The organism is Nostoc sp. PCC 7524, assembly GCF_000316645.1.
In the GTDB taxonomy this organism is placed as follows: Bacteria; Cyanobacteriota; Cyanobacteriia; order Cyanobacteriales; family Nostocaceae; genus Trichormus.
Window position 1 is genome coordinate 1,151,299 of record NC_019684.1, and the last position, 22,454, is coordinate 1,173,752.

The following is a 22,454-nucleotide window of genomic DNA, read 5'->3' on the forward strand; positions in this document are numbered from 1 at the left end:
TTTTTCTCCATCTTACTTTTCCCCCAATCCCCAATTCCTATATCTTCTGGGCAATATGAAAAGCCGAGAGAAACGAGACTGGAATACTGCTGATAGAGTGTTTTTCTAATACTTGTCTTAAACCAGCAAATAAAGAATTCCTTTGGTGGGTATCTAAAACTATGTATGGGGACAATGTACTTAAAAGCATCAGATAATCATCAATACTGTAGGTGATTTCACAAGGCAACTGTTCTGATACTAAACACTTAAACAAACCAGAATCAATTACAGCTTTGCCAAATCTTCTCAGTTGGTTTTGTTGAGTTTCTCTCTCTTCATACCTTCCCAAAGTTGGCGCTTGAGTCTGATAAACCTCATGGAAGGCTTCATAGATTTCATACTGTGGTTGAGGTGTCATATTCCAAAGTAAAACCAAATATCCATCCTCTTTTAAGGCATCAGCTGCTTTTGCATAGCCAATCTCAGAGGAAACCCAGTGAAAAGAAGTTGCAGCTAAAACAGCATTAAACTTTCCAGGCTCTAGTTGCCACTCTTCAAATGAGGTATTAGTAATTTCTACAGAGGGATATTGTATACAGTTGTGTCGAGCTAGCTGGCACATTTTTTGGCTAGGTTCAAGGCAAAGCATCGAGAAGCCCAATTGAGCAAAAGCCGTAGTTGCAGTTCCAGGGCCGCATCCTACTTCTAAAATTAGGGCATCTTGTGGAAGTTGGGCTAACTCTACAGCACGGTGAATCAGTTCTTGCGGATAGCGAGGTCTTGTTTTGTTATAGGCATCAGCTACTTCGCTATACCAGTTTTTTCGCTGCTGCGAAGTGTAGATATTGGCTACTTGCCTATACCAATTTTTTCTTTGTTCAAAATCTTTCATATGCTTTCTGAAAGCAAGCTTATTCCCATCTTGGCAATACATCACTGCAAAAAGCTACATCCAATGCGTAGCAATTTTTTATGTTCTATAACCTTATTTTGCAGCATAGAAATTGATTCAGGACTTACGCAAGTGTGATCACTTTCTCGGTCATGATTCAGGTGGTGGGGTATTGCTAAAATATACAAATAAGGTATGGTATCACGATTATGAACAAATATCTGCCAGAAAAACTAGAGCTAGAAAGGCTCTAGCAGTTACTGGAAGAGAAAGTCAAGATACATAAAAGATTTTAAATAGTTCTTATTAAGAATAAATTAAATTATAATACCAATTTACAGTTTATTAATATTCATTTGTATGGATGAGCAGCTGCAACAGTCATAATAAGTTGAATATGCTCACCCCTGTGGCAAAATACTTGACTGGTAGAGAAAGTCCCAAAAACCAACAATACCAGCCATATTAGATCACAGCAAACCCTAATTAGAATTTTAGCCACAGGAGAGTGAGCTTTTATCGTTATTTGACGGTGATTTGAAAGATAGCTGCAAGACAGCTGTAAATTTATGGACTTTGCTGCAATCGCCAGAGCATTTTATCAATCAATCGCCATTCATCTAATCCACCATAGACAAGCATACGAAACATCCACATTGGTTCACCACCTTCTACCTTGACACGCGGCAAAACTAAAGGATCAAGTTTTGGTTCAATAGCACCGTGTTGAGAAGTGAATGCTAACTTGTAACCGCTTTCCTTAAGAATCTGGGTTGTAGATTTGTTAAAATCAGCCAATGTACCAAAGGGATATGCAAAAGCTGTTACCTGCATCCCCAAGTTTTTTTCTATAGCTTCACGAGACATGATAGCTTCTTGATAGGCTTCATCTAAACTCATTTTCCCCAGGGAACGGTGAGTTCTAGCATGAGAACCAATAGTAACACCTGCTTCAGCAAGAGCTTCAACTTCTTTCCATGTCAAATAGGGTTCTATCGTTTCACTATTTGCCTTGTAATGATTGCCGCTACTATTAATATTACTTGTAGTGATAAAGGCAACTGCTGGGATTGAGAATTGCTTAAAAATCGGTAGTGCCTTCAAATAAACGCTCCGATAACCATCATCTACAGTAACCAAGATTGCATTCTTGGGCAGGCATTTTTTCCCTGCTACAAAACTCTCTATATCACTAAGAGATACAGCTAGGTTTTTTCTGGCAATCCACTCCATTTGGGCTTGAAAATCTTTCATTCCCATACAAAATGGATCGCGTTTTACATCACCGAAGCGATGGTAAGTGAGGATACGCACTGGTGAATAACTAGACTGATTGATCCTGGAAAGTGATTGTTTTAATGGCAGAGATGCCAAACACATACCGCAACGTGCAGTTTTTTTTAAATACCAGCGAAGGGGTTTAATTGAACTTGATATCATGGCTTAGTATTTATTTCTTAGTCACGAATCAAAACCATGCGGATAATAAATTTAGGATTACCAATGAGATAACGCCGCCATTTTTTACCGGGTTGCTGAAGTAAAATTTGCAGCCACTCAAATCCTAATTTCCTAACCCATAATGGGGCGCGTTTCAGGTTTCCACCCCAATGATCAAAGAGTCCTCCAACACCAACACATACAGGTACTTTCAATCTTTGCTGATTTTTGTAAAGCCAGTATTCCTGTAAAGGATTTCCCATCCCGACTAATAACAGGTGAGGCTGTAAAGAGTTAATCTTTTCAATGACTTTGATAGTTTCAGTCTCTCCTAAGTAACCATGATGAAATCCTGCTAATGTCCAGCCTGGAAATTGCCGAGAAGCATACTCTGCTGCATATTTTATAGTATTGGTATCTGCACCAAGTAAGTAATACCGATAATTACAGTTGCTTGTCTGAGTTAAAAACTTAGGAATTAAATCAGTACCAACGAGATTACTTTGCAAATTTCTCCTACGCAGTCTAGCTGCCCAGATTACCCCTGTACCATCTGCAAAAACAACGTTAGCACTGTTTAAAACATCTCTGTATTCCGGGTTATCAGTGGCTAGATTGAGAGTGTAAGAGTTGGCAATGAAGATGAGATGAGTTTTATCTGGCTCTTGTTTTATAAATGATTCCATCATCTCTATCGCACCAAGCTCTGACATATCTCTAAATTTAACTTTTAGAACAGAAATAACTGAATTATATTACTGCTCATAAGATTTTGAAAGTTAAATAGGATTATTTCTTTGGGCTTGGCGTATAGTACCTGAATGATTTCAAATTTAGTAAGGTTTATGCAACTAGGAGATTAAAAATAAATTGATATTTACCATAAATAAGTCGGCGTGATTACTGATTGTTGGGATACGCTCAATCAAGCCATGATGGTGTTTTATATCGTGTTCATTTCTTAAGTGCTTAAAAAGGGTAAACTGGCACAGTAAAGTGAAATAATGCTCCACCTTGGGGGTTAGAGTCTACCCAAATTTGGCCGTAATGCGCCCGGATGATGCGTTTGCATAAACACAAACCAATACCATAACCTTCTGTACCTTCATCCCGTTCTAGGCGATAGTGGTTTTCAAAGATCAGTTCGCGATTTTCTGGGGGAATACCAGGACCAGTATCGCCAATACTGAATTGAACTTTTTGGGTGGTGCGGTGCAATCCGGCAATGTTGATTGTGCCACCTTCTGGAGTATATTTGATGGCATTATCTAAAAGATTGATTAAGACTTGGCGGATGCGTTCTGGGTCAGCATATACACAAGGTAAATCGTTGGGGATATCGGTTTCTATCTTCAGGGATTTGGTGGTGTAGCGATCGCGCAATTCCTCTAGGATATCAAAACACACTACACCTAATTTTATCTTCTGGGGTGTGATGGAAAACTCTTTATCATGACCACGACCCACTTGTAACAGATCCGCAATCATCCTGTCGATGGTTTTGGTTTGATTACGGGCTTGCTTGAATAAATGGGCGATTAATGCTGGTTTGAGACTCTTAAATTCGCCTGTTTCGGGATTGTAGTTAGATTGTAGGGTTTCGATAGCGATCGCCGCAGCTGTTAAAGGATTGCGGAGGTCGTGAGCCAGCATCCCAATTACTCTATCTTTAAATTGTAACTGCTCTAAAAGTTGCTCTTTTTCTTGTTTGAGATGGAAAATTTCATCAGAAAGTTTGATCAGTTCCGCAGAAACGGCAACGGAACGGATGGTGGATTGAGGTTGTGATACCTGACCATTGTCATCTATACATTCTTCTAAGTCTTCCTGCAACTGGAGGTAGGTGTCTACAGCTGTTTGCCAGCGAGGCCACCAAGTTTTCAATTGGGTGATGATGTTGCTGCCAGTGAGAATCTGCCTAGGTTCTGGGTGAATTTTGATTAAAGCTGGTGTCGCTACTAATTTAAAATGTTCTGCCAAATATGGTTGTTGCCCAACATCAATAATTTGCAGTTCAAATTTATACTCAGCTTCTAATTGTTGTAAGTAAGCACGGATACGCTGCACCTGCTGTTTGGACTTAGGTCGTCCATCAATAAACAGTAGCAGCTGGAGTGGAGCCTCATAATAAATAGGCTGATCCTGGGAAACTTGCATGGAATCTTGTTTCAGCACTGGTAACAACCCGGCGGCGCTTGGCAGAAATTTAGAATAGACTGACAGTTGTCAATGGTCGTTCTTGTTATTCAATTTAATATCTATTTTAGATTTTGCATACTCCCATCTATACAGGGTTTTTGCCATGAGGTACATATTTTTGAGCGTCTTGCTTCCATTTTGGTTGGCTTGTGTTGCGAGAAACGTTCTAGCTGTGCAATATCCGTCTTCATCTTCTCTTAATCATACTCCGGCAGTAGAGTCAAAGAATGAAAATTTTTATACTCAAGTACGAGAATTGATTCAGCAACAAGTAGATTTTACTGCCCGGATTGAGCAGGCGTTAATTGCTCCTGATGCTAATCGGGTGCGGGCGGTGCGGGGGCAATTAATTTTCCAAGCCAAAAACACTGAAGGTTTTCTCAAGCATCAATACTACAATCCCAAAAGTGTATGTAGTAACAGAGATGTATCCCCTCTACCTGGGCAGTTGACAGAGCAACAAGGAAAAATTTATTGCGCCTTGTATGCTTCTCACCAGGAATTATTAAAACTTGCGCCAGTCCTAGACCAGTTGTTGTCTCGGCGGGGCGAATTAGCTTTAGTCAGACAGTTACCTCTAGTCAATGGTGAACGGCTATCAGACCCTGTGCTGACAATTGCCCCTGTGCAGCGTCCCAATTTGGGCAAACCTGCAACACCCTTCTCCACTGGGGAGCCAAATCTAGCATCTGCACAGTCTTCAGAAGTATCTGCCTCTAATGCGTTACCTATTATTGGTAGAGTTGGTAAGACAGCTATAGCTAACTATAACCCGCCTTTACAACCTGCGATCGCACCTCCAGAAACAGCCCTGACTGTTTTAGCTAATGCCAAGAGATTTTTAACAGCAGCCCAAGTTGCATTTCCTACTGGAACTCAATTCACAAATCCCCAGGAAACTACTGCTGCCCTTGACCGTTTTGCTTACGACTTAGATCCTCAAGAACCGCAAACTTATGCCAAGTTTTTACAACTACCACACACTGGAATTTTTCGCGTGTTAGCTGCTGCTGCTTACCAACGTCCACTCAATACTGTGCGGAATCGGCTGCAACCTAGCGTCAGTGAGCGTTATCCCTTCCCAACTTTGGGTGATGCTCAAGCAGGGTTTAAACATAGTCTAGCACTTCAATTAATCGGCGATCGCTTCCAAATGCAGCATCCAGGGGTAGATTACAGTTTCATGGTAGATGTGGGGGATATCCCTTTGGAGAAGTTGGATCACAGACTCAAGGCTGTGGTGTCACCCACACGGGAATTTTTGCTCAATTACCAGCCTCCCAAACAGTTAGAAGCTTTGCAAGTAGAAAGACGGAGATTCTTAACTGGCAAAGACCAGAACTGGCAGCAAAACCAAGTGATTTTAGCTAGTGCAACCGCCAAATTAAATCATACTTATTTAGTGCGATCGCTACAATTCCAACTACCAGAGATTATTTTAAATGGTCAGTTAGTCGCCGCCGAAAAACAACGCTACATAGACCAATTACAACAAATACGTAGTAGTGACATGATTATCGCCTTCCGTCCCGTGCGTCAGCGTGGCGATGGCAGCTACACTATACTGTGGCGAGTTATACATGAGCTACCAGCACCGCAAATTTTGCAGTTATGAGGGACTGGGGATTGGGGACTGGGGATTGGGGATTGGGTACTGGGGACTGGGGACTGGGGACTGGGCTAGACAAATATTAGTATTCTCCTCTGCTCCCCTGCTCCCCCTGCTCCCTCATCTCCCCTCACTCCCCCATCTCTCCCCTCTCCCCCAAAATTCTCTAGCCTCCCACCATAAATCAGGCCAGTCTGCGCTAGGGTAGGAATTGACACGCGTTTGTGATTTCCTGTGCTTCTCTGTAAACGTCCAATCGCATTTTTAGGTTTGGCTGTTTTACTGACTTCGTTAACAGCCTGTGCCAATGCTCCCACTGCCAAAAATCTGGAACAGTCTTTGGCAGCAGATCCCAGGCTACAAAGTAACCCAGTCATCTTTGGTAAATCTCCAGAAGGTGAACCGCAATCGGATCAAAATCAACCCTCAGTACAATTACCTGCGGATTTTCCCCAAGAGATTCCTATATATGCCAATGCCAAACTAGAGGAAATTACACCTGCTAGTGGTGCAGAAAACAGAGTCTCAACCCGTTGGTTGAGTTCTGATCCCAGCAATTTTATTACTAGCTTTTACCGTAGCCAGTTTCAAGCCAACAACTGGCAAATTTTACAACAGCCAACGGATGAGGTAGAAGGTAGTTTTGCAGCCCGGCGCAACGATTTGCTGGTGAATGTATCGATTCAGCCGCAATCAGTGACTAACCCCGCTCCTAATCAACCACAAACTGCTACCCTAATCAAGATTGATTACGTACCAAATAGTACAGCTACTACTCCAGACTCATCAACTCCAACCGCTAATAACTCACCCCAAGCAGTTGATCCACAGTTCATCGGCCCGGTACCTCCTGCCAATTGGGGAAGTATAACTGAGAACTCAACACCAACCGCAACATTATCATCTCAAGCATTTAGCGATCTGAATAAAGCACCGCAACAACTGCGACAATATATTCAAGATTTAGGCGCATTGGGTATATTTACGTCTGCATCATCTGGCACTAAAAATAATTCCAATACAACCACTAACCAATTTGAACCGGGTAAAATTATTACTCGCCGAGAATATGCCCGTTGGCTAGTGGCGGCTAATAATGCGATGTACGCCAATAATCCTGCTAAACAAATTCGTCTAGCATCAGAAAGTACACAACCTACTTTTAGTGATGTGTCGCGTCAAGACCTTGATTTTCCAGCCATTCAGGGATTAGCGGAAGCTGGGTTAATTCCTAGCGCCTTGTCTGGAGACTCCACCGCAGTTTTATTCCGTCCTGATGCACCTTTAACACGGGAGCAAATGCTGTTGTGGAAAGTACCTTTAGATACACGTCAAGGCTTACCTGCTGCCAATCTGGAAACAGTTAAGGAAACTTGGGGGTTTCAAGATACGGGAAAAATTGACCCCAAAGCGTTGAGAGCAGTTTTAGCTGATTTCCAAAATGGTGAACAATCAAATATTCGGCGTGTATTTGGTTATACAACCCTGTTGCAACCCAAAAAACCAGTAACTCGTGCAGAAGCGGCGGGGGTGTTGTGGTACTTCGGGACTCAGGGTGAGGGAATATCGGCTACTGAAGCACAAAAACTACAGCGATCGCCAAATTAGGGCTTCCAAATACAAAAATATTCAAAGTGTAGGGTGCGTCAGTGCGAGAAAGCCTAGCGGGACTTAGACAAAAATCAAGCCCAAATGTAACCCAAACTAGCTTTGTAAGCAGCAAACACGTCACGATTTAAGTTCAACCAATCAATAAATCGAAAAGACATGGCTGTTCTGAAAGCTTCTAAAGCTTCAGTAAAAGTATTTAAAGGTTTGTTTGCCCACCGTCGTCTTAATCCTCCAGTTAACTGATGCCAAAGAATAAAAGTATAGGCACAGAAAACCAAAATAAAATGGCGCAGTAAACTCCTTTTATCACGAACTTGATATTCTTTAAGTCCTAACCATCCTTTAGCTTCCCTGTAAAAAACTTCTACCCAATTCCTTTGAGAATATGTATCAACTATCCATTGTGGTGTAACAATTGATGAAGATATATTAGTGATGAAGTAGTCAATATCGGTGGCTGCTGAGAAAGTAGAAGCATTCATGACGATAGCAATATTTCGCTTTCCAGTTAAACTTGATATTTCCACTTCACAAGTTACTACCCATAATGTTTTGGGTTTATCCAAATCTGTTTGAATTTCTGTGAAAGCCTCTTTGGGTAAGCTCTGGGGCTAATTCATCTAACCGAATTGTTTGTTGAATATTATCTGTTTGATTAACTGTTACTTTTCGATTTTTAGCTAATCCTCCTAAATATTTTAATTGCCGTTTTTCCAACTCTAATAAAAATGATGTATTGTTGCCATATCCAGCATCTACAATTACTATCCCAGGTTGATATTTTCTGTTTAGGGCTTGATCTATTAACTTGATTGCTAGTTCTGGTTTTTTCTCAAATAGAGGATCTTGTTTTCCTTGAGCTAAAGAATCAGCGTGTTGATATAACTCTATATCTAACGGTAAGCTTTTTCTGCCATCATATAAATGCGTTGTTACTACTACGATTCCATTATCTGTTTTGCCAATTTCTCCAATATACTGTCTCCCCACACCAGCAGTAAAATTACCACTTTTTCTATGACCAGAATCATCAATTATTAAGCTAAAACCTCTACTAATTCTCGTTTGACTGCACTTATTCATGATTTCCAATCGACGCTCATTCACCTGCCCACTAGACCAAGGTGCTTCGGTCAAAAAGTGATGTAATCGGTGGTAAGTTACACCTACAGCATTATCCGCCATTTGAAACAGGTTTTTTCTCTCACTTTCCCCCAGTAATCCCCCTATATAGTGTCTAAACTCTCTTTTTTGAGCTTTATGAGTAAACACATCATCAAATCTTTGACACCATCTTTCAAAGCACGGGGGCATCGCTGTGGGAGTGGTTTCTTTCATGAGCTTTTTCTAACGTGAAAGCTATGTTAGTTAAGCATTATACTCTTTTTGGGCTTAATTTTTGTTTAAGTCCCGCTAGCTGTACCAAGAAATTATTCATACTGACGCACCCTAATAACCGTCAATTTGGAATAATTTATTTTTTGGTGTCCCCTTAGCATCATTATCAGGATAGAGAGTAGGGAGTTTATATTTGAATATATCTTCAGTATTCAAACCTAATACCAATGCCAAAAATCTTGGCAACACATTTTAGACATAGCCTTGCTTCTTTCATAACTCAATATTATATACATCAGTTTTTGTATTATTTAAAATGAGATATCAAACTATGTATAAAAATAAAAATTATCAAAGCAAAGGTACTAATTAGAGAAACACTAAGAGTAATCAGAATAGGTATATTCATCCCTTGAATTATGGTGATTGCTCCAATACTGAAACCTATAGCAGCTATAAAACTGATCAAGCTGACTAGATTTTTATTCACAATCTCCCCCTATTCTTTATTCAGGCTGAATTTACTAATAAATGATTAACCTGAGTAAATGCTGTCAAAGCCACTACTTTAAATTGATTAAGACTGTTTGCTAGCAATTAAAAATACATATTCATATTTTCATTAGCCTAGAGATAGAGGCATTACCTAATTAAGACATAGAAACTAGAAGTATGATTGGGTAATTTTTTCATGGATTGGTATCCACTGAAGTTAACTACTAATGTTCAAAAATACGCTTTTGGAGAACGGGTAATTCCGGAACGTCTGGGGAAACATGACTTACCTTCTGGAAGAATCGCTGAAACTTGGGAAGTAAGCGACTACAAGGATAAAACAGGGACTGTAGTTAATGGCTTTTTGACTGGTAGCACTTTACACGAACTCACATTAGCTCACCCTGACGAACTTGTTGGTAAGGGTTGGCAGGGGCCACACTTCCCTCTACTATCCAAATTTATTGATGCTTCTCATATGCTGCCTGTACATCTCCACGCAGATGATGAAATGGCTCAGAAACTGCATAACGAACCAAATGGTAAAACCGAAGCGTGGCACATTCTCTGGGCAGCACCAGGAGCAACAGTATTAGCAGGACTCAAGTCAGAATTTACACGAGAGCAGCTATTTGCAGCTTTTGCCACCTGTGACTATGATTCTGTCATGGTACGTCATCCGATACAAGCTGGAGATACTGTCTACGTACCAGCAGGTATTATCCACGCTTTCGGCCCGGAGACACTGGTTTTTGAAATTCAACAAACCTCAAATTTAGCTCAATCTGTGATGCCGACAGATTTGTATGGCAACGAGTATAGCCAACAAGAGTGGTACGCCAATATTAATGCAGCCCTTGATGAGCTAAAAAACCATTATCAACCTCGTCCCAACAGTGGGCTAAAGTTACAATCGGGAGCTAATTCCAGGATTTTTGGCTGTGCTAGTCATTATTTTGCTCTGGAACACTGGATTTTAAATGAATCGTATTTAGAACCATCACATCCCCGGCGTTGTCTGATTCTCTCCAATGTTGGCAATGTTGTGCAGCTAGAATTTAGCTCTGGTATCGAGTATTTACAGCCAGGAGAGTCTTGTATTTTACCCGCCGCTATCGGAGAGGTTTGCATTGTTCCAGAACATCAAACCCATCTGATAGCCTGTTATGTGCCAGATTTACAACTCGATATAATTGCGCCACTGCAAGCAGCAGGATACGATCAAGAGCAAATATGGAATCTAGGTGAGATAGGGAGTGGGGAGTAGGGAGTGGGGAAGAAATTTTTATAGTCATTTTTATTTGTGCCTATCTACTTAATCCATTTTTTGCAACTGCGCTACTCTAGGATCAATAATTTTCTGCCCCAAACTAGCAAATTTAATTGCTACAGAAACTTTATTTCCTTCTCCAAAAACGTGAGTTATTTCACCTATACCAAAAGTTTTATGTAATACTCGCTCGCCGACTCGCCAATTTTGTGTAGCTGCTGGCTTACCATTACCTACCGCAGTTTTAGTATAAGTTTGACGCATCTTACTTTGGGTAGCTAATAATTCTGCGGGTAGCTCATCGAGAAATTGCGATCGCAGGGCAGGTTCTCGTGTACCATATAAGCGGCGTTCACGGGCGAATGATAAGTGTAGTCTCTCTTGGGCGCGGGTAATTCCCACATAACACAGGCGGCGCTCTTCTTCTAAGGCGGCAGGATCATTCATGGAACGGTAGTTGGGGAATAGTCCCTGTTCTAACCCCACTAAAAACACCACAGGAAATTCTAAGCCTTTGGATGCGTGCAATGTCATCAAGGAAACGGCTGTTTGTCCTTCTTTTAAGTTATCTAAATCAGAACTGAGGGCGGTACTTTGCAAGAAATCTGTTAAAGAAACATTTTCACTTTCTTCTTGAAATTGCAGCACCGCGTTGTAAAGTTCCTGGACGTTTTGGATTCTATCTTCCGCTTCGTCTGTACCTTGACTTTGCAAGTCCTGCACGTAACCAGAATCATCTAAAATGCCCGTGACTAACTCGGAAACGGGAACTGTGGCAATTTCTCCTTGCCAACGATTAATCATTTGGGCAAAGTTATTTACAGCTTTGGCAGAACGCCCCGCTAAGGTATTAACTGAGGTTTCATCACTCAATATTTCCCAAAGGGTTGTGCCTAATTGCTGGGAAGCGTTAACTAAATTATCAATAGTGGCTTTACCAATACCACGGCGGGGTGTATTAATAACTCGTAATAAACTGACTGTATCAGATGGGTTAGCGATCGCTCTTAAATAAGCTAAGACATCTTTAATTTCTTTACGATCATAAAACTTCATCCCCCCGACAACTGTGTAAGGAATTTGATTCCTAACTAACAATTCTTCAAAGGGGCGAGATTGGGCATTGGTACGATAAAGAATGGCAAAACTGCCCCAATTCAATTCCGGATTTTGGTGTTCTAAGGTGCGAATTTGCCTAATCACAAATTCTGCTTCCTCTAATTCATCATCTGCCTTGTGACAATAAATTTGCTCACCTGCTCCCCGTGTCGGCTTAAGGACTTTATCGATGCGTTGGGTGTTATTTTCAATTAATTCATTAGCGGCTTGCAGAATATTTTCACAAGAACGATAGTTTTCTTCTAACTTCACCATTGTTCTAGTGTCTGCATCTGGCAAACCATCACCAAAGTCATTTTGAAATTCTAACAAGATGGTGAAATCTGCCATTCTAAAACTGTAAATAGATTGGTCAGCATCACCCACAACAAACACTGAGCGATTTTGCCAATTCCATTCACTTTTTTTATCTTCACCATTCGTCACCAACAGGCGAATCAAATCATATTGAGTGCGGTTGGTATCTTGATATTCATCGACAAGAATATGACCAAATTTGCGATGCCAATACCCTAAAACCTGCTCATTTTGTTGAAATAATCTGGTAGGAACCAGAATTAAATCATCAAAATCGAGGGCATTGTTTTGTGTCAATCTATCTTGATAACGATTATAGACATCAGCAATTACTCTGCCGCGATAATTAGGTTGTTCTTTTTCAAATTCTTGTGGTGACAAGCCTTGGTTTTTGGCGTTACTGATGGCGTAACGCACAGAACGGGGTTCAAACTTTTTATCGTCTAAATTTAATTGTTTAGTGACAATCTCTTTAATGAGACTTTGCACATCAGATTCATCAAAAATAGAGAAATTACGATCCCATTTTCTGCCTTTTTCATCTTGATATTTTTCAATATCAAAGCGGAGAATTCGCGAAAACAGACTGTGGAAAGTACCACACCACAACTCTTTAATGGTATCTTTATAAACACGCGATCGCAGTTTAGTTTGTTCGTATTCTGGCAGCAACTCTAACCGTTGACCATATTCTGCCATAGCCAACTGTTCAGCAAACAACTTCTGAATCCGTTCTTTCATTTCCCGTGCGGCTTTGTTAGTGAAAGTCACCGCCAAGATGTTTTCAGGAGCGACACGGTGTTTGAGAATCAAGTTAGCAATTCGGTAAGTTAAGGCGCGTGTTTTACCCGAACCAGCACCAGCCACAACTAACAAAGGGCCACAGTGATGTTCCACGGCTTGACGTTGGCTGGGATTGAGGTGACTGAGAAAGTCGATGCTTGTAGTCATGGTGTGAGGAGTGCTGATAACTTCGTCAATAGTCAAGAGTCAATAGTCATTAGTCCATAGTCAATAGTCATTAGTCAACAGGCCATAAGCTTCCTTGTCTCCCTTACTCCCAGTCCCCAGTCCCCAATCCCCAATCCCCAATTCACTCCTGCACCGTCAATGGTAAGTTAACTGTAAACGTCGAACCAACTCCTGGTTGACTTTGCACCACAATCTCACCACCCATCATCTGACAAAAGTGGCGACTAATAGCTAAACCTAGCCCTGTACCACCATATTTTTTTGTAGTCGAGGTATCACCTTGGATAAAGGGTTGAAATAACTGTTGCTGTTGAGCGGGAGACATCCCAATACCTGTATCGCTAACGGTGAACGTCATCATTCCCAAGGGAGCTTCTAGGGAGAAGTTTTGTTTATCGTGCTTCACTGTTAGCGTTATCTTGCCGTTAGTGGTAAATTTAGCAGCGTTACTTAATAAATTTAATAATACTTGCCGCATCCTGGTTTGATCGGCGTACATTGTACCTAGATATTCATCATAATCAACTTCTAAGACATTGCCATTTTTTTCTATAGCTGGTTTGACTGTGAGGACAACGTTATTAATTAGTGTGGCAATCTCAAACGTCTCTGGGTAGAGAGTCATTTTCTCGGCTTCAATTTTAGATAAGTCGAGGATGTCGTTAATTAGTTCCAGTAAATGTCTACCAGCCGAGTTGATGGTTTCTAAGTCGGTGATGAAGTCTCCCGATAAATTGAGATCCGTTGCATCATCTTGTAGTAGTTGACTTAAGCCAATCACTGCGTTTAAGGGTGTGCGTAACTCATGACTGACATTGGCTAAAAATCTACTCTTGGCTTTACTAGCAGCTTCGGCTAATTCTTTGGCTTGTTCTAGTTCTCTAGTGCGTTCTGATACTCTCTCAATCAGCCGATTCAGTGATTTTGCGAGTAAGCCTATTTCATCTTCTGTGGTGACTGGTGCGCGTAAATCAAAATTATGTTTCCGTGCAACTTGTTCAGCTACTTGGGTGACGATGATTACAGGTTCAGCGATCGCGCGACTGGTGCGCCATGCTATGATGGCGGCGATCGCTACTGACACCAGCATACTCACCATCACAATTATTCTCTCAACTCCTTTGGCTTGCTCAACATCTATTTGCCTTTTTCGCTCTTGTTCTTCGGCAGTTCTGAGGATGTTGGTCAATTTTTCGGATAAATTATCTAGTTGTATGGCTGTGTAGCCACGCATTATTTGCAATAACTGCTCTCGGACTACACCCACTTGTTTTGACTCTACAGGCTGTTGAGTGTTCTGCAAAACAGCATCTATCTGATCAACGTAAGATTTTAAGTTCCAAGCATAATCTTGTAATAGAGCCTTTAAATTAGCACTCGTTGCTGCTAATGCGTATTGGGGCGCATCTTTGATATACTTGTCAAGTTTCTGCTCTAGGTTTTTGGCTGTCTCTACATTCCTCAAAAATTCGGCTTTTTTCGCTGGTAGTCGTTGTGGATCTTCCAATAAAGCCACTATATTGGAGCTATGCAGTTGCGCTCCAATCACAGCATTTTTGTAATCACTCAGGAGTTGGCGTTGTTCCTGAGCTTGATTGAATTGCCTAATTTCTCTTCCCCGGTAGTAGTTGGCAATAACTAATCCAGTAAGTGAGCCAAAAAACCCGATACCAATCGCTACAAAGTAGCCATAGCCAATTTTTTGATGTATGCGCCAGGAACTAGCTTTGAGTTTCCCTCGTGAAGGAAATTCTATAGTTGGGAGTTCATCTATGGATGGCTCTTCTACTGACACTTTTTCGCCTTCTAAACTGTTGTCAACAGGGATTGGCTGTTGAGTTTGCATCCCTCAAATCTCCTTATCCCTCCCGCAAAAACCACCAAATCAGTCTAATTTGTCTAACTACTGCCAATGTCAATTAACACCTACATTATCTTCTTTTATAACAAGCGCAAATAATTGCTTTCTAGATAATTCGCATGACTTCATGACATTTGAGTCGTTTTGATATGAATTTTTACACTGATGCTTTGCCGCACCCTAGAGTAATCTTTTGTGCCATTAGTTAGCAATTTCCTATGTTAAGTTTTTCTGAAAACGTCTTACTAAACTCTTTGGTGAAGATCAGTAATTTCAAAGGTATTGCAGCCCTAACTATGCTACCACTTTACATTAGTCTAACCAATTTCAACTATTGTGAGTCTGACTTTTGGCAAGCTCCGCAAATAGCTTTTACTATTTTCTAGGAATTATTCCGGAAAATATAGGACTCTTCTTTGATTTTTGGAAAACCTGTAGCTGACAAAAATCCGGATATGGTGCTGATTTAATCGAAAAAACCTCTGCCTGTTAACTTTCGGGCAGAGGTTGTTGAGTAATTGTTGATCTTACTACTAAATTCAACTATCTGAAATTTACTTGAGCGCCTGAGCGATCGCAGCTGAGAGTGAATGATTCACCGCTTGCTTTAATAATTCCGCCTTATCGGTGCGTTCCCAAGGCAAATCTAAGTCATCCCGACCAAAGTGTCCGTAAGCCGCGACGTCCTGATAAAAACGTCCGCCTCTTTCACTTGGTAAGTTCTGTAAGTTGAAAGCATGAATAATCCCCGCCGGACGGAGTTCAAAGTTCTGCTTGACTAATTCCAGCAAGGTTTGATCATCGACTTTGCCAGTGCCGAAGGTATCGAGAAAAATGCTCACAGGTCGCGCTACACCAATAGCGTAACTCAACTGAACTTCACATTTGTCGGCTAAACCAGCCGCAACAATGTTTTTGGCCACATAGCGAGCCGCATAAGCAGCCGAACGGTCTACCTTTGTGGGGTCTTTACCAGAGAAAGCACCACCACCATGTCGTGAATAACCACCGTAGGTATCCACAATAATTTTCCGTCCGGTCAAACCAGAATCACCTTGAGGGCCACCAATGACAAATTTACCGGTGGGGTTAACTAAAAACCGTGTTTCTTGCCCTGGTTTAATTTCCAGGTCACTAAACACTGGTGTAACTACAGCCGTCCACAGGTCTTGTTTAATTTTGGCTTGAACTGCTGCCTCATCAGTAATCTCGCCGATGGTGGCTGTATGCTGGGTAGAAATGAGAATGGTATCAATCCCTACAGGGCGACCGTCTTCATAAATGACGGTGACTTGGGTTTTCCCATCAGGACGGAGATAGGGTAAGTCCCCTGTTTTCCGCACTGCGGCTAGCCGGCGAGCAATGCGGTGAGCTAGACTCACGGGTAAGGGCATCAGTTCTGGGGTTTCGTTACAAGCAAAACCAAACATGATTCCTTGATCACCAGCACCAATAGTATCAAATAGTTCTTCACTATCTTGCTGACGGGTTTCGTGAGCAGTGTCAACGCCTTGGGCAATATCTGGTGATTGTTCATCTAAAGCTACAATCACACTGGTACTGTTGGCAGAAAAGCCATTATCAGCATCAATATAGCCAATTTCCGCAATTTTCTTGCGGGCAATATTGACATAATTGACGTTGGCTTTAGTAGTGATTTCACCAGTGATTAATACTAAACCAGTGTTAACCACCACTTCGGCCGCCACCCGGCTAGTAGGGTCTTGTGTAAGTAAAGTGTCTAAAATCGTATCAGAAATCTGATCGCAGATTTTATCAGGATGACCTTCGGTAACTGACTCGGAGGTAAATAAGTAGCGTTGAGACAAAGAGTATTCCTCCTCTAAAAGTATTTTCACTGACTAAATCTTTAGTGCAGCTACTAATTCTAATTACTGAAATCATAACAATATTGGCATATTCGGTAGTTAGTATTTTGTTCTTTAAGAAAAAACATTGATGACTTACGTAGATTTCATAAATTAGGGAATAGGCAATAGCCAAAAAAAAAGGGAGTGTTTTCAACCACTCCCAAGATTTTTGACACAAACACTGCTGTTTTAAACCTGAACTGCAAGCTTTGCTTCTTTTGCTGTTAAACGCTCGTAAGTAGCACGCATTTTTAAACCTGTTAGCACTTGGAACAAACCAGTACCGTTGTTGGAGCCTGGATACTCACGGTGTTGGAGTAATAAATGAGTCATTTCACCTTGGTACTTAGTCGAGGTGTTGCTCAGATGGGTTTCGATGTAAATGACTTCTTCTAGGTTATCAAATTGACCGTCTACCTCTAGAACTGAGACATAACGACCGTAGTAAACATCGGAACCGTAGTACATTTGCATACCGGGGTAGGAGCAGGTGAGCTTCCGTCCACAAGGTGTCCATTGGATGGTTGAGCCTTCATCAAACAGGTAAGCTGGCTCAAAGCCTTCCTTGCCTTCCCGTTGTAGCATTCTTACCCGCAATACTTTGCGGTCTGTATCGTTTTTGATCAGGTTGGTTGGCAATACTTGTAGAACCACATCGGCGAATTCTCTTTGTGGTTCGATATATTTTTGGAAATCGGGTTTGCGGGAGTTGATGGCGGCTAAGACATCTTCATAGCGATGGCCTCTTTCTGCCATGTCACGCTGGATTTTCCAGGCAATTTTTACTTCGTCGCTGATATCGAAGTAAACGCTAAAGTCGAGGAGCGATCGCACCCGTTCATCATATAAAGGATGTAGACCCTCAACCACTATAATGTGATTTGGCTCTACGATTTCCGGTGGATCGATCATGCCGGTTTCGTGGTTATAAATCGGCTTATTAATCGCTTGACCTTCTTTGAGAGCCTTGATTTGCTCGTACATTAGGTCAAAATTGTTCGCCCTGGGGTCAAGTGCAGTTATCCCGGTTTCTTTGCGTTGTTTACGATCCAAGCAATGATAGTCATCTAAACAGATCACTGTCATTAACTCTTCGCCAAACAAATCTGTCAATCGACGCAAAAACGTAGATTTCCCGCATCCGGAGTCTCCGGCTACTCCAATTAGTACCACGCGTTCCGGCTTACTTGTCATAAATCTCCTCTAAATAGTAAATGTGTCAATCAATAATTTTTCACACAGCAGAATGTGAAGCCAGGAGTTCACCTCTGTGGTTTGTCCTGCGTTCTTGCTACTTACCGACATATAAGACTCATCAGACGGGTTGACTACCAAATTCATGGTCGCTACTCGTCTGAATATTTCTACTTTATCGGCTGGTAAGTATTTAATCCTAGTGGTATAGTTGATTTTAACAGAAGGAGGTATCCCATACAAGATTTATTGTCAATACAATCTTATGGTTTACCAAACACACTGAGTTATCCATCTGTGATTAAAAAAAATTCTGTCCTCAATACTTACTACAGGGGTAGCTATTTTAATGATTAACTTCCCCATATCATTACAGTGTATAAGGTATAATTTTTTTTGACAGCAAAATTTTCAATTCTGGTAAGATATCATCATTATGGCTTTCGCTCTGATTCACACATTTAGTGTTGTGATCTATCTCCAGAATGAATTAGTAAATGGTATGAAAGATTTTCTCAAACCTGAGCGTCAGAATGCTAGTTAGGTACTGATAGAGTCTAAATTAACATGGGGTATTCCAAATTGAAATTACCTTCTGGTGTTTTATGATACTCCATCTTGCTCTAGATAGAGATAAATGCAGGGTCATTTTCTCACGAAAGAAAAGATTAAATTGACTCATTATTAACATTCTCCAAGTGACTTATCCATTACCTTAGAAGGTGAACAGGTGTATTCATTACTATGCCTACACGTCCTTGGTGAATATGCTCATGCCAGGTGTTAGTTAATAACGCCACTTTCTCAGATAGCTAGTTTTAGGAACCGGAAATCCGATAAACTAAAGCTGACTTGTGATGGGAAAAGTTTTTTTGAGAAACGGTTAAGTAAATATCGGAGTGGTAGAAAGAATGTACAACCAAGGTGCTTTTGAAGGTGCTGCCAATACAGAATCAGGTAGCCGCGTCTTCGTTTACGAAGTGGTGGGTCTGCGTCAGAACGAAGAAACTGATCAAACGAACTACCCAATTCGTAAAAGTGGCAGTGTGTTCATCAGAGTGCCTTACAACCGGATGAATCAAGAAATGCAGCGGATCACTCGCCTAGGCGGCAAGATTGTTAGCATTCAACCCGTAAGCGTGTTAGAGCAACTGAATGGTAAAGCCACACCTGTTACAGCCACAAGTGAAGCGAAAGGCTTCGCTCAACCACCAGCTGAACCACAGCAGAAGAATAAAGACAACAAAGGCAACACCATGACTCAAGCGAAAGCTAAAAAAGCACACGCTGACGTTCCTGTAAACACCTACCGCCCCAATGCTCCATTTATTGGTAAATGTATCTCTAATGAAACATTGGTGAAAGAAGGCGGAATTGGGATTGTTCAACATCTCAAATTTGACCTTTCCGGTGGAAATTTGAAGTACATCGAAGGTCAAAGTATTGGGATTATTCCTCCCGGTTTGGATAAGAACGGTAAGCCAGAAAAACTCAGACTGTACTCTATTGCTTCTACTCGTCACGGTGATGACGTAGATGACAAGACAGTTTCTCTGTGCGTCCGTCAATTGGAGTATAAGCACCCAGAAAGCGGCGAAACAGTCTACGGTGTTTGCTCTACATACCTAACTCAGTTAAAGCCTGGTGATGAAGTCAAAATCACCGGCCCCGTGGGTAAGGAAATGCTGTTACCTGATGATCCAGAAGCCAACGTCATCATGATGGCAACTGGTACAGGTATTGCACCTATGCGTGCTTATCTGTGGCGGCAGTTTAAGGATGCAGAAAGAGCTGCTAACCCAGAATATCAATTTAAAGGCTTCTCTTGGTTAATCTTTGGTGTTCCCACAACTCCCAATATTCTGTACAAAGAAGAATTGGAAGAAATGCAGCAGAAGTATCCCGACAACTTCCGCTTAACCTGCGCCATCAGCCGGGAACAAAAGAACCCCCAAGGCGGTAGAATGTATATCCAAGACCGTGTGGCAGAACACGCTGATGAACTGTGGAAGTTAATCAAAAATGAAAAAACTCACACCTACATCTGCGGTTTGCGCGGTATGGAAGACGGTATTGATGCTGCTTTGACTGCGGCGGCTGCTAAAGAAGGCATAACCTGGAGTGATTACCAAAAAGAACTCAAAAAAGCAGGCCGTTGGCACGTTGAAACATACTAAGTTAGTCATTAGTCCACAGTATGAAGACTGAGACGACTGACAAAAACAACTAACAAAAGATAATCTGTAGGGTGGGTGAATAACTCACCCTACAATTGTTATTGGTGAAATTGGGTGCAAGCTTGTGGGTGTAAAGCTGGGAATTTTAGGATTAGGTACGGTAGGAACGGGGACGGTGCAGTTACTACAAGATGCACCTGGTCGTCACCCGTTGTTACAAGAAATAGAAATTTATCGGGTGGGAGTACGATCGCTCGATAAATCCCGTGATGTGAATTTACCTGCACAGGTCATCACTACAGATTTAGAAGCAATTGTCAATGATCCAGCAATAGATATAATTGTGGAAGTCATGGGGGGGTTAGAACCAGCGCGATCGCTAATTCTCCAAGCCCTGAAAAACGGTAAACACGTTGTTACCGCCAATAAAGCCGCCATTTCTCGCTTTGGGGCAGAAATTTTCACAACTGCCAATCAAGCCGGGTTATACGTCATGCTAGAGGCGGCTGTGGGGGGTGGAATTCCGGTAATTCAACCCTTGAAACAGGCTTTGAGTGTCAACCGGATTCATACCGTGACTGGGATTGTCAACGGTACAACTAACTACATCCTCACCCGGATGCAAACCGAAGGTAGTGATTTTGGTGATGTGTTGGCAGATGCTCAACGCTTAGGTTACGCGGAAGCTGACCCCACCGCCGATGTTGATGGCTTAGATGCAGGTGATAAAATTGCGATTTTGGCATCCTTGGCTTTTGGGGGACGGATTCGCTTAGAGGATGTGTATTGTGAGGGGATTCGGCAAGTTAGTAAAACCGATATTGCCTATGCAGAGAAATTGGGCTTTGTGATTAAATTACTAGCGATCGCCACCAACCACGTTAGCGATACCTCACAATTATCTGTGAGAGTTCATCCCACCTTCGTACCCAAGGCACATCCTTTAGCTAGTATTAACGGTGTTTATAACGCCATTCTCGTAGAAGGAGAACCCATCGGCCAGGTAATGTTTTTCGGCCCTGGTGCGGGTGCGGGTGCTACTGCTAGCGCGGTTACTTCCGATATTTTAAGTTTAGTAGCTGCATTGAAAAGTAATACCGCCGCCCCCAATCCCCTATTAACCTGTAGACATGAGGATTATTGTCAAATTGCGCCCATATCAGACCTCGTAAGCCGATTTTATGCCCGATTCCTCACCAAAGACCAATCCGGTGTCATTGGTAAACTGGGTACTTGCTTCGGTAATCATGATGTGAGTTTAGAGTCAATTGTCCAAACAGGTTTTCAGGGACAATTAGCGGAGATTGTCGTAGTGACTCACGATGTCAGGGAAGGTGATTTTCGCCAAGCTTTGGCAGAAATTCAAAGTCTAGAAGCGGTTGATAGTATTCCTAGTATTCTGCGAGTGTTGTAATTGGGCAGCTAGGAGGGGGTAGGGAGATGAGGAATTACATAAATGAGTAATGAGTAGTGAGTAATGAGTAATGAGTAATGAGTAATGAGTAGTGAGTAATACCCATTATTTATTACTCATTACTTCAAAAATAACTATTGCCTATTGCCTATTCCCTATTGCCTATTGCCTGTTAAAAATGGTCAAGCAAATAAATGCTTGACCATTTGATGATTGTCTATAGCCTGTAGTAGCTGTCAGAAATTAGCTTTCTTGACCGTCCTTACCAACTACTTGCGACTTTAAGGTTGTGATTTCATTGTTTAGCTCTTTTCTGGTTGAAGCTTTGAGTAAGTAGCGATAGACAAACCAAGCAGAGTAACCAATACCAATCAATTCAAAAGTTGGTGCTACCAAAGGAATATCGTTTAAAGCGTCCAATACTGCCAATAGTACCCTGACTGCAACTAATGATCCCACAATTAAGCCAACGCTTACTAGGGGCTGCTTGTATTGATTAAAAAAGTTACCTACGTAATCAGGCAGAGTTGCTAAAAATTCAGAAATTTTTTCTCCGTATTGTACCCATTGCTCTTGAGACTGCACAGGAGGCTGGAGTTTCGTAATAGTTCCTGTTTGGTTGTTGATATCTGGCACTGTTGCCTCTTTGGATTGGGTTTCTGCGAATTGCGGTTCTTGCATTTTCACTTCCATTAATTTGACAGTTGAGGTTC

General features: G+C 41.6%; 15 protein-coding genes and 1 pseudogene. 6 read left to right on the top strand and 10 right to left on the bottom strand.

Annotated features, from left to right (window positions below):
* Positions 1-37: 37 nt before the first annotated feature.
* Positions 38-874 carry a class I SAM-dependent methyltransferase gene (locus tag NOS7524_RS04810; protein ID WP_015137345.1) on the bottom strand — a complete coding sequence of 279 codons (837 nt, stop codon included), beginning with the start codon at positions 872-874 and terminating at the stop codon, positions 38-40.
* Between the two features lie 112 nt (positions 875-986).
* Here NOS7524_RS04810 and NOS7524_RS30405 point away from each other — a divergent pair, with 112 nt between their 5' ends.
* Positions 987-1,160, top strand: coding sequence for a hypothetical protein (locus NOS7524_RS30405; RefSeq protein ID WP_216087505.1), 174 nt, complete (start codon positions 987-989; stop codon positions 1,158-1,160).
* 281 nt (positions 1,161-1,441) lie between these two features.
* On the opposite strand, the gene NOS7524_RS04815 is transcribed toward NOS7524_RS30405, so the two are convergent.
* From NOS7524_RS04815 to NOS7524_RS04825, 3 genes are all read right to left on the bottom strand, one after another.
* Positions 1,442-2,314, bottom strand: a complete 873-nt coding sequence (locus tag NOS7524_RS04815; RefSeq protein ID WP_015137346.1) for a polysaccharide deacetylase family protein — start codon at positions 2,312-2,314, stop codon at positions 1,442-1,444.
* A 17-nt stretch (positions 2,315-2,331) separates the two neighbouring features.
* The gene (locus NOS7524_RS04820) at positions 2,332-3,027 is read right to left on the bottom strand and encodes a WecB/TagA/CpsF family glycosyltransferase (protein ID WP_015137347.1); all 696 of its coding nucleotides are present in this window, start codon (positions 3,025-3,027) and stop codon (positions 2,332-2,334) included.
* A 256-nt stretch (positions 3,028-3,283) separates the two neighbouring features.
* The gene (locus tag NOS7524_RS04825; protein WP_171815348.1) at positions 3,284-4,489 is read right to left on the bottom strand and encodes a histidine kinase; all 1,206 of its coding nucleotides are present in this window, start codon (positions 4,487-4,489) and stop codon (positions 3,284-3,286) included.
* Positions 4,490-4,616: 127 nt separating this feature from the next.
* Between NOS7524_RS04825 and NOS7524_RS04830 the strand changes: the two genes are divergently transcribed.
* Together NOS7524_RS04830 and NOS7524_RS04835 are read left to right on the top strand one after the other, a co-directional pair.
* Positions 4,617-6,128 (top strand): hypothetical protein, encoded by a 1,512-nt coding sequence (locus tag NOS7524_RS04830; RefSeq protein ID WP_015137349.1) that lies wholly within the window; start codon positions 4,617-4,619, stop codon positions 6,126-6,128.
* Positions 6,129-6,356: 228 nt separating this feature from the next.
* Positions 6,357-7,730 (top strand): S-layer homology domain-containing protein, encoded by a 1,374-nt coding sequence (locus NOS7524_RS04835; RefSeq protein WP_015137350.1) that lies wholly within the window; start codon positions 6,357-6,359, stop codon positions 7,728-7,730.
* A 74-nt stretch (positions 7,731-7,804) separates the two neighbouring features.
* Here NOS7524_RS04835 and NOS7524_RS28195 read toward each other — a convergent pair.
* Positions 7,805-9,071, bottom strand: a pseudogene (locus NOS7524_RS28195) (IS701 family transposase).
* Positions 9,072-9,762: 691 nt separating this feature from the next.
* Between NOS7524_RS28195 and NOS7524_RS04850 the strand changes: the two are divergent.
* Positions 9,763-10,833, top strand: coding sequence for a type I phosphomannose isomerase catalytic subunit (locus tag NOS7524_RS04850; protein WP_015137352.1), 1,071 nt, complete (start codon positions 9,763-9,765; stop codon positions 10,831-10,833).
* Positions 10,834-10,881: 48 nt separating this feature from the next.
* Here the strand turns inward: NOS7524_RS04850 and pcrA are convergent, their stop codons facing one another.
* The 4 genes from pcrA to NOS7524_RS04870 form a co-directional block, all read right to left on the bottom strand.
* Positions 10,882-13,203, bottom strand: coding sequence for a DNA helicase PcrA (pcrA, locus tag NOS7524_RS04855; RefSeq protein WP_015137353.1), 2,322 nt, complete (start codon positions 13,201-13,203; stop codon positions 10,882-10,884).
* Between the two features lie 142 nt (positions 13,204-13,345).
* On the bottom strand, positions 13,346-15,070 hold the full coding sequence (locus tag NOS7524_RS04860; protein WP_015137354.1) for a sensor histidine kinase: 1,725 nt from the start codon (positions 15,068-15,070) through the stop codon (positions 13,346-13,348).
* Positions 15,071-15,639: 569 nt separating this feature from the next.
* A complete protein-coding gene (gene metK / locus NOS7524_RS04865) occupies positions 15,640-16,914 on the bottom strand; it encodes a methionine adenosyltransferase (RefSeq protein ID WP_041555166.1) in 1,275 nt (424 codons plus the stop codon).
* A 231-nt stretch (positions 16,915-17,145) separates the two neighbouring features.
* On the bottom strand, positions 17,146-18,150 hold the full coding sequence (locus tag NOS7524_RS04870; RefSeq protein WP_015137356.1) for a phosphoribulokinase: 1,005 nt from the start codon (positions 18,148-18,150) through the stop codon (positions 17,146-17,148).
* 911 nt (positions 18,151-19,061) lie between these two features.
* On the opposite strand from NOS7524_RS04870, the gene petH reads away from it, so the two are divergent.
* Together petH and NOS7524_RS04880 are read left to right on the top strand one after the other, a co-directional pair.
* Positions 19,062-20,327: a ferredoxin--NADP reductase gene (gene petH, locus NOS7524_RS04875; protein ID WP_015137358.1), complete on the top strand. Its 1,266-nt coding sequence runs from the start codon at positions 19,062-19,064 to the stop codon at positions 20,325-20,327.
* 124 nt (positions 20,328-20,451) lie between these two features.
* Positions 20,452-21,741: a homoserine dehydrogenase gene (locus NOS7524_RS04880; RefSeq protein WP_015137359.1), complete on the top strand. Its 1,290-nt coding sequence runs from the start codon at positions 20,452-20,454 to the stop codon at positions 21,739-21,741.
* A gap of 243 nt (positions 21,742-21,984) precedes the next feature.
* On the opposite strand, the gene NOS7524_RS04885 is transcribed toward NOS7524_RS04880, so the two are convergent.
* On the bottom strand, positions 21,985-22,422 hold the full coding sequence (locus NOS7524_RS04885; protein ID WP_015137360.1) for a CAAD domain-containing protein: 438 nt from the start codon (positions 22,420-22,422) through the stop codon (positions 21,985-21,987).
* Between the last annotated feature and the right edge of the window lie 32 nt (positions 22,423-22,454).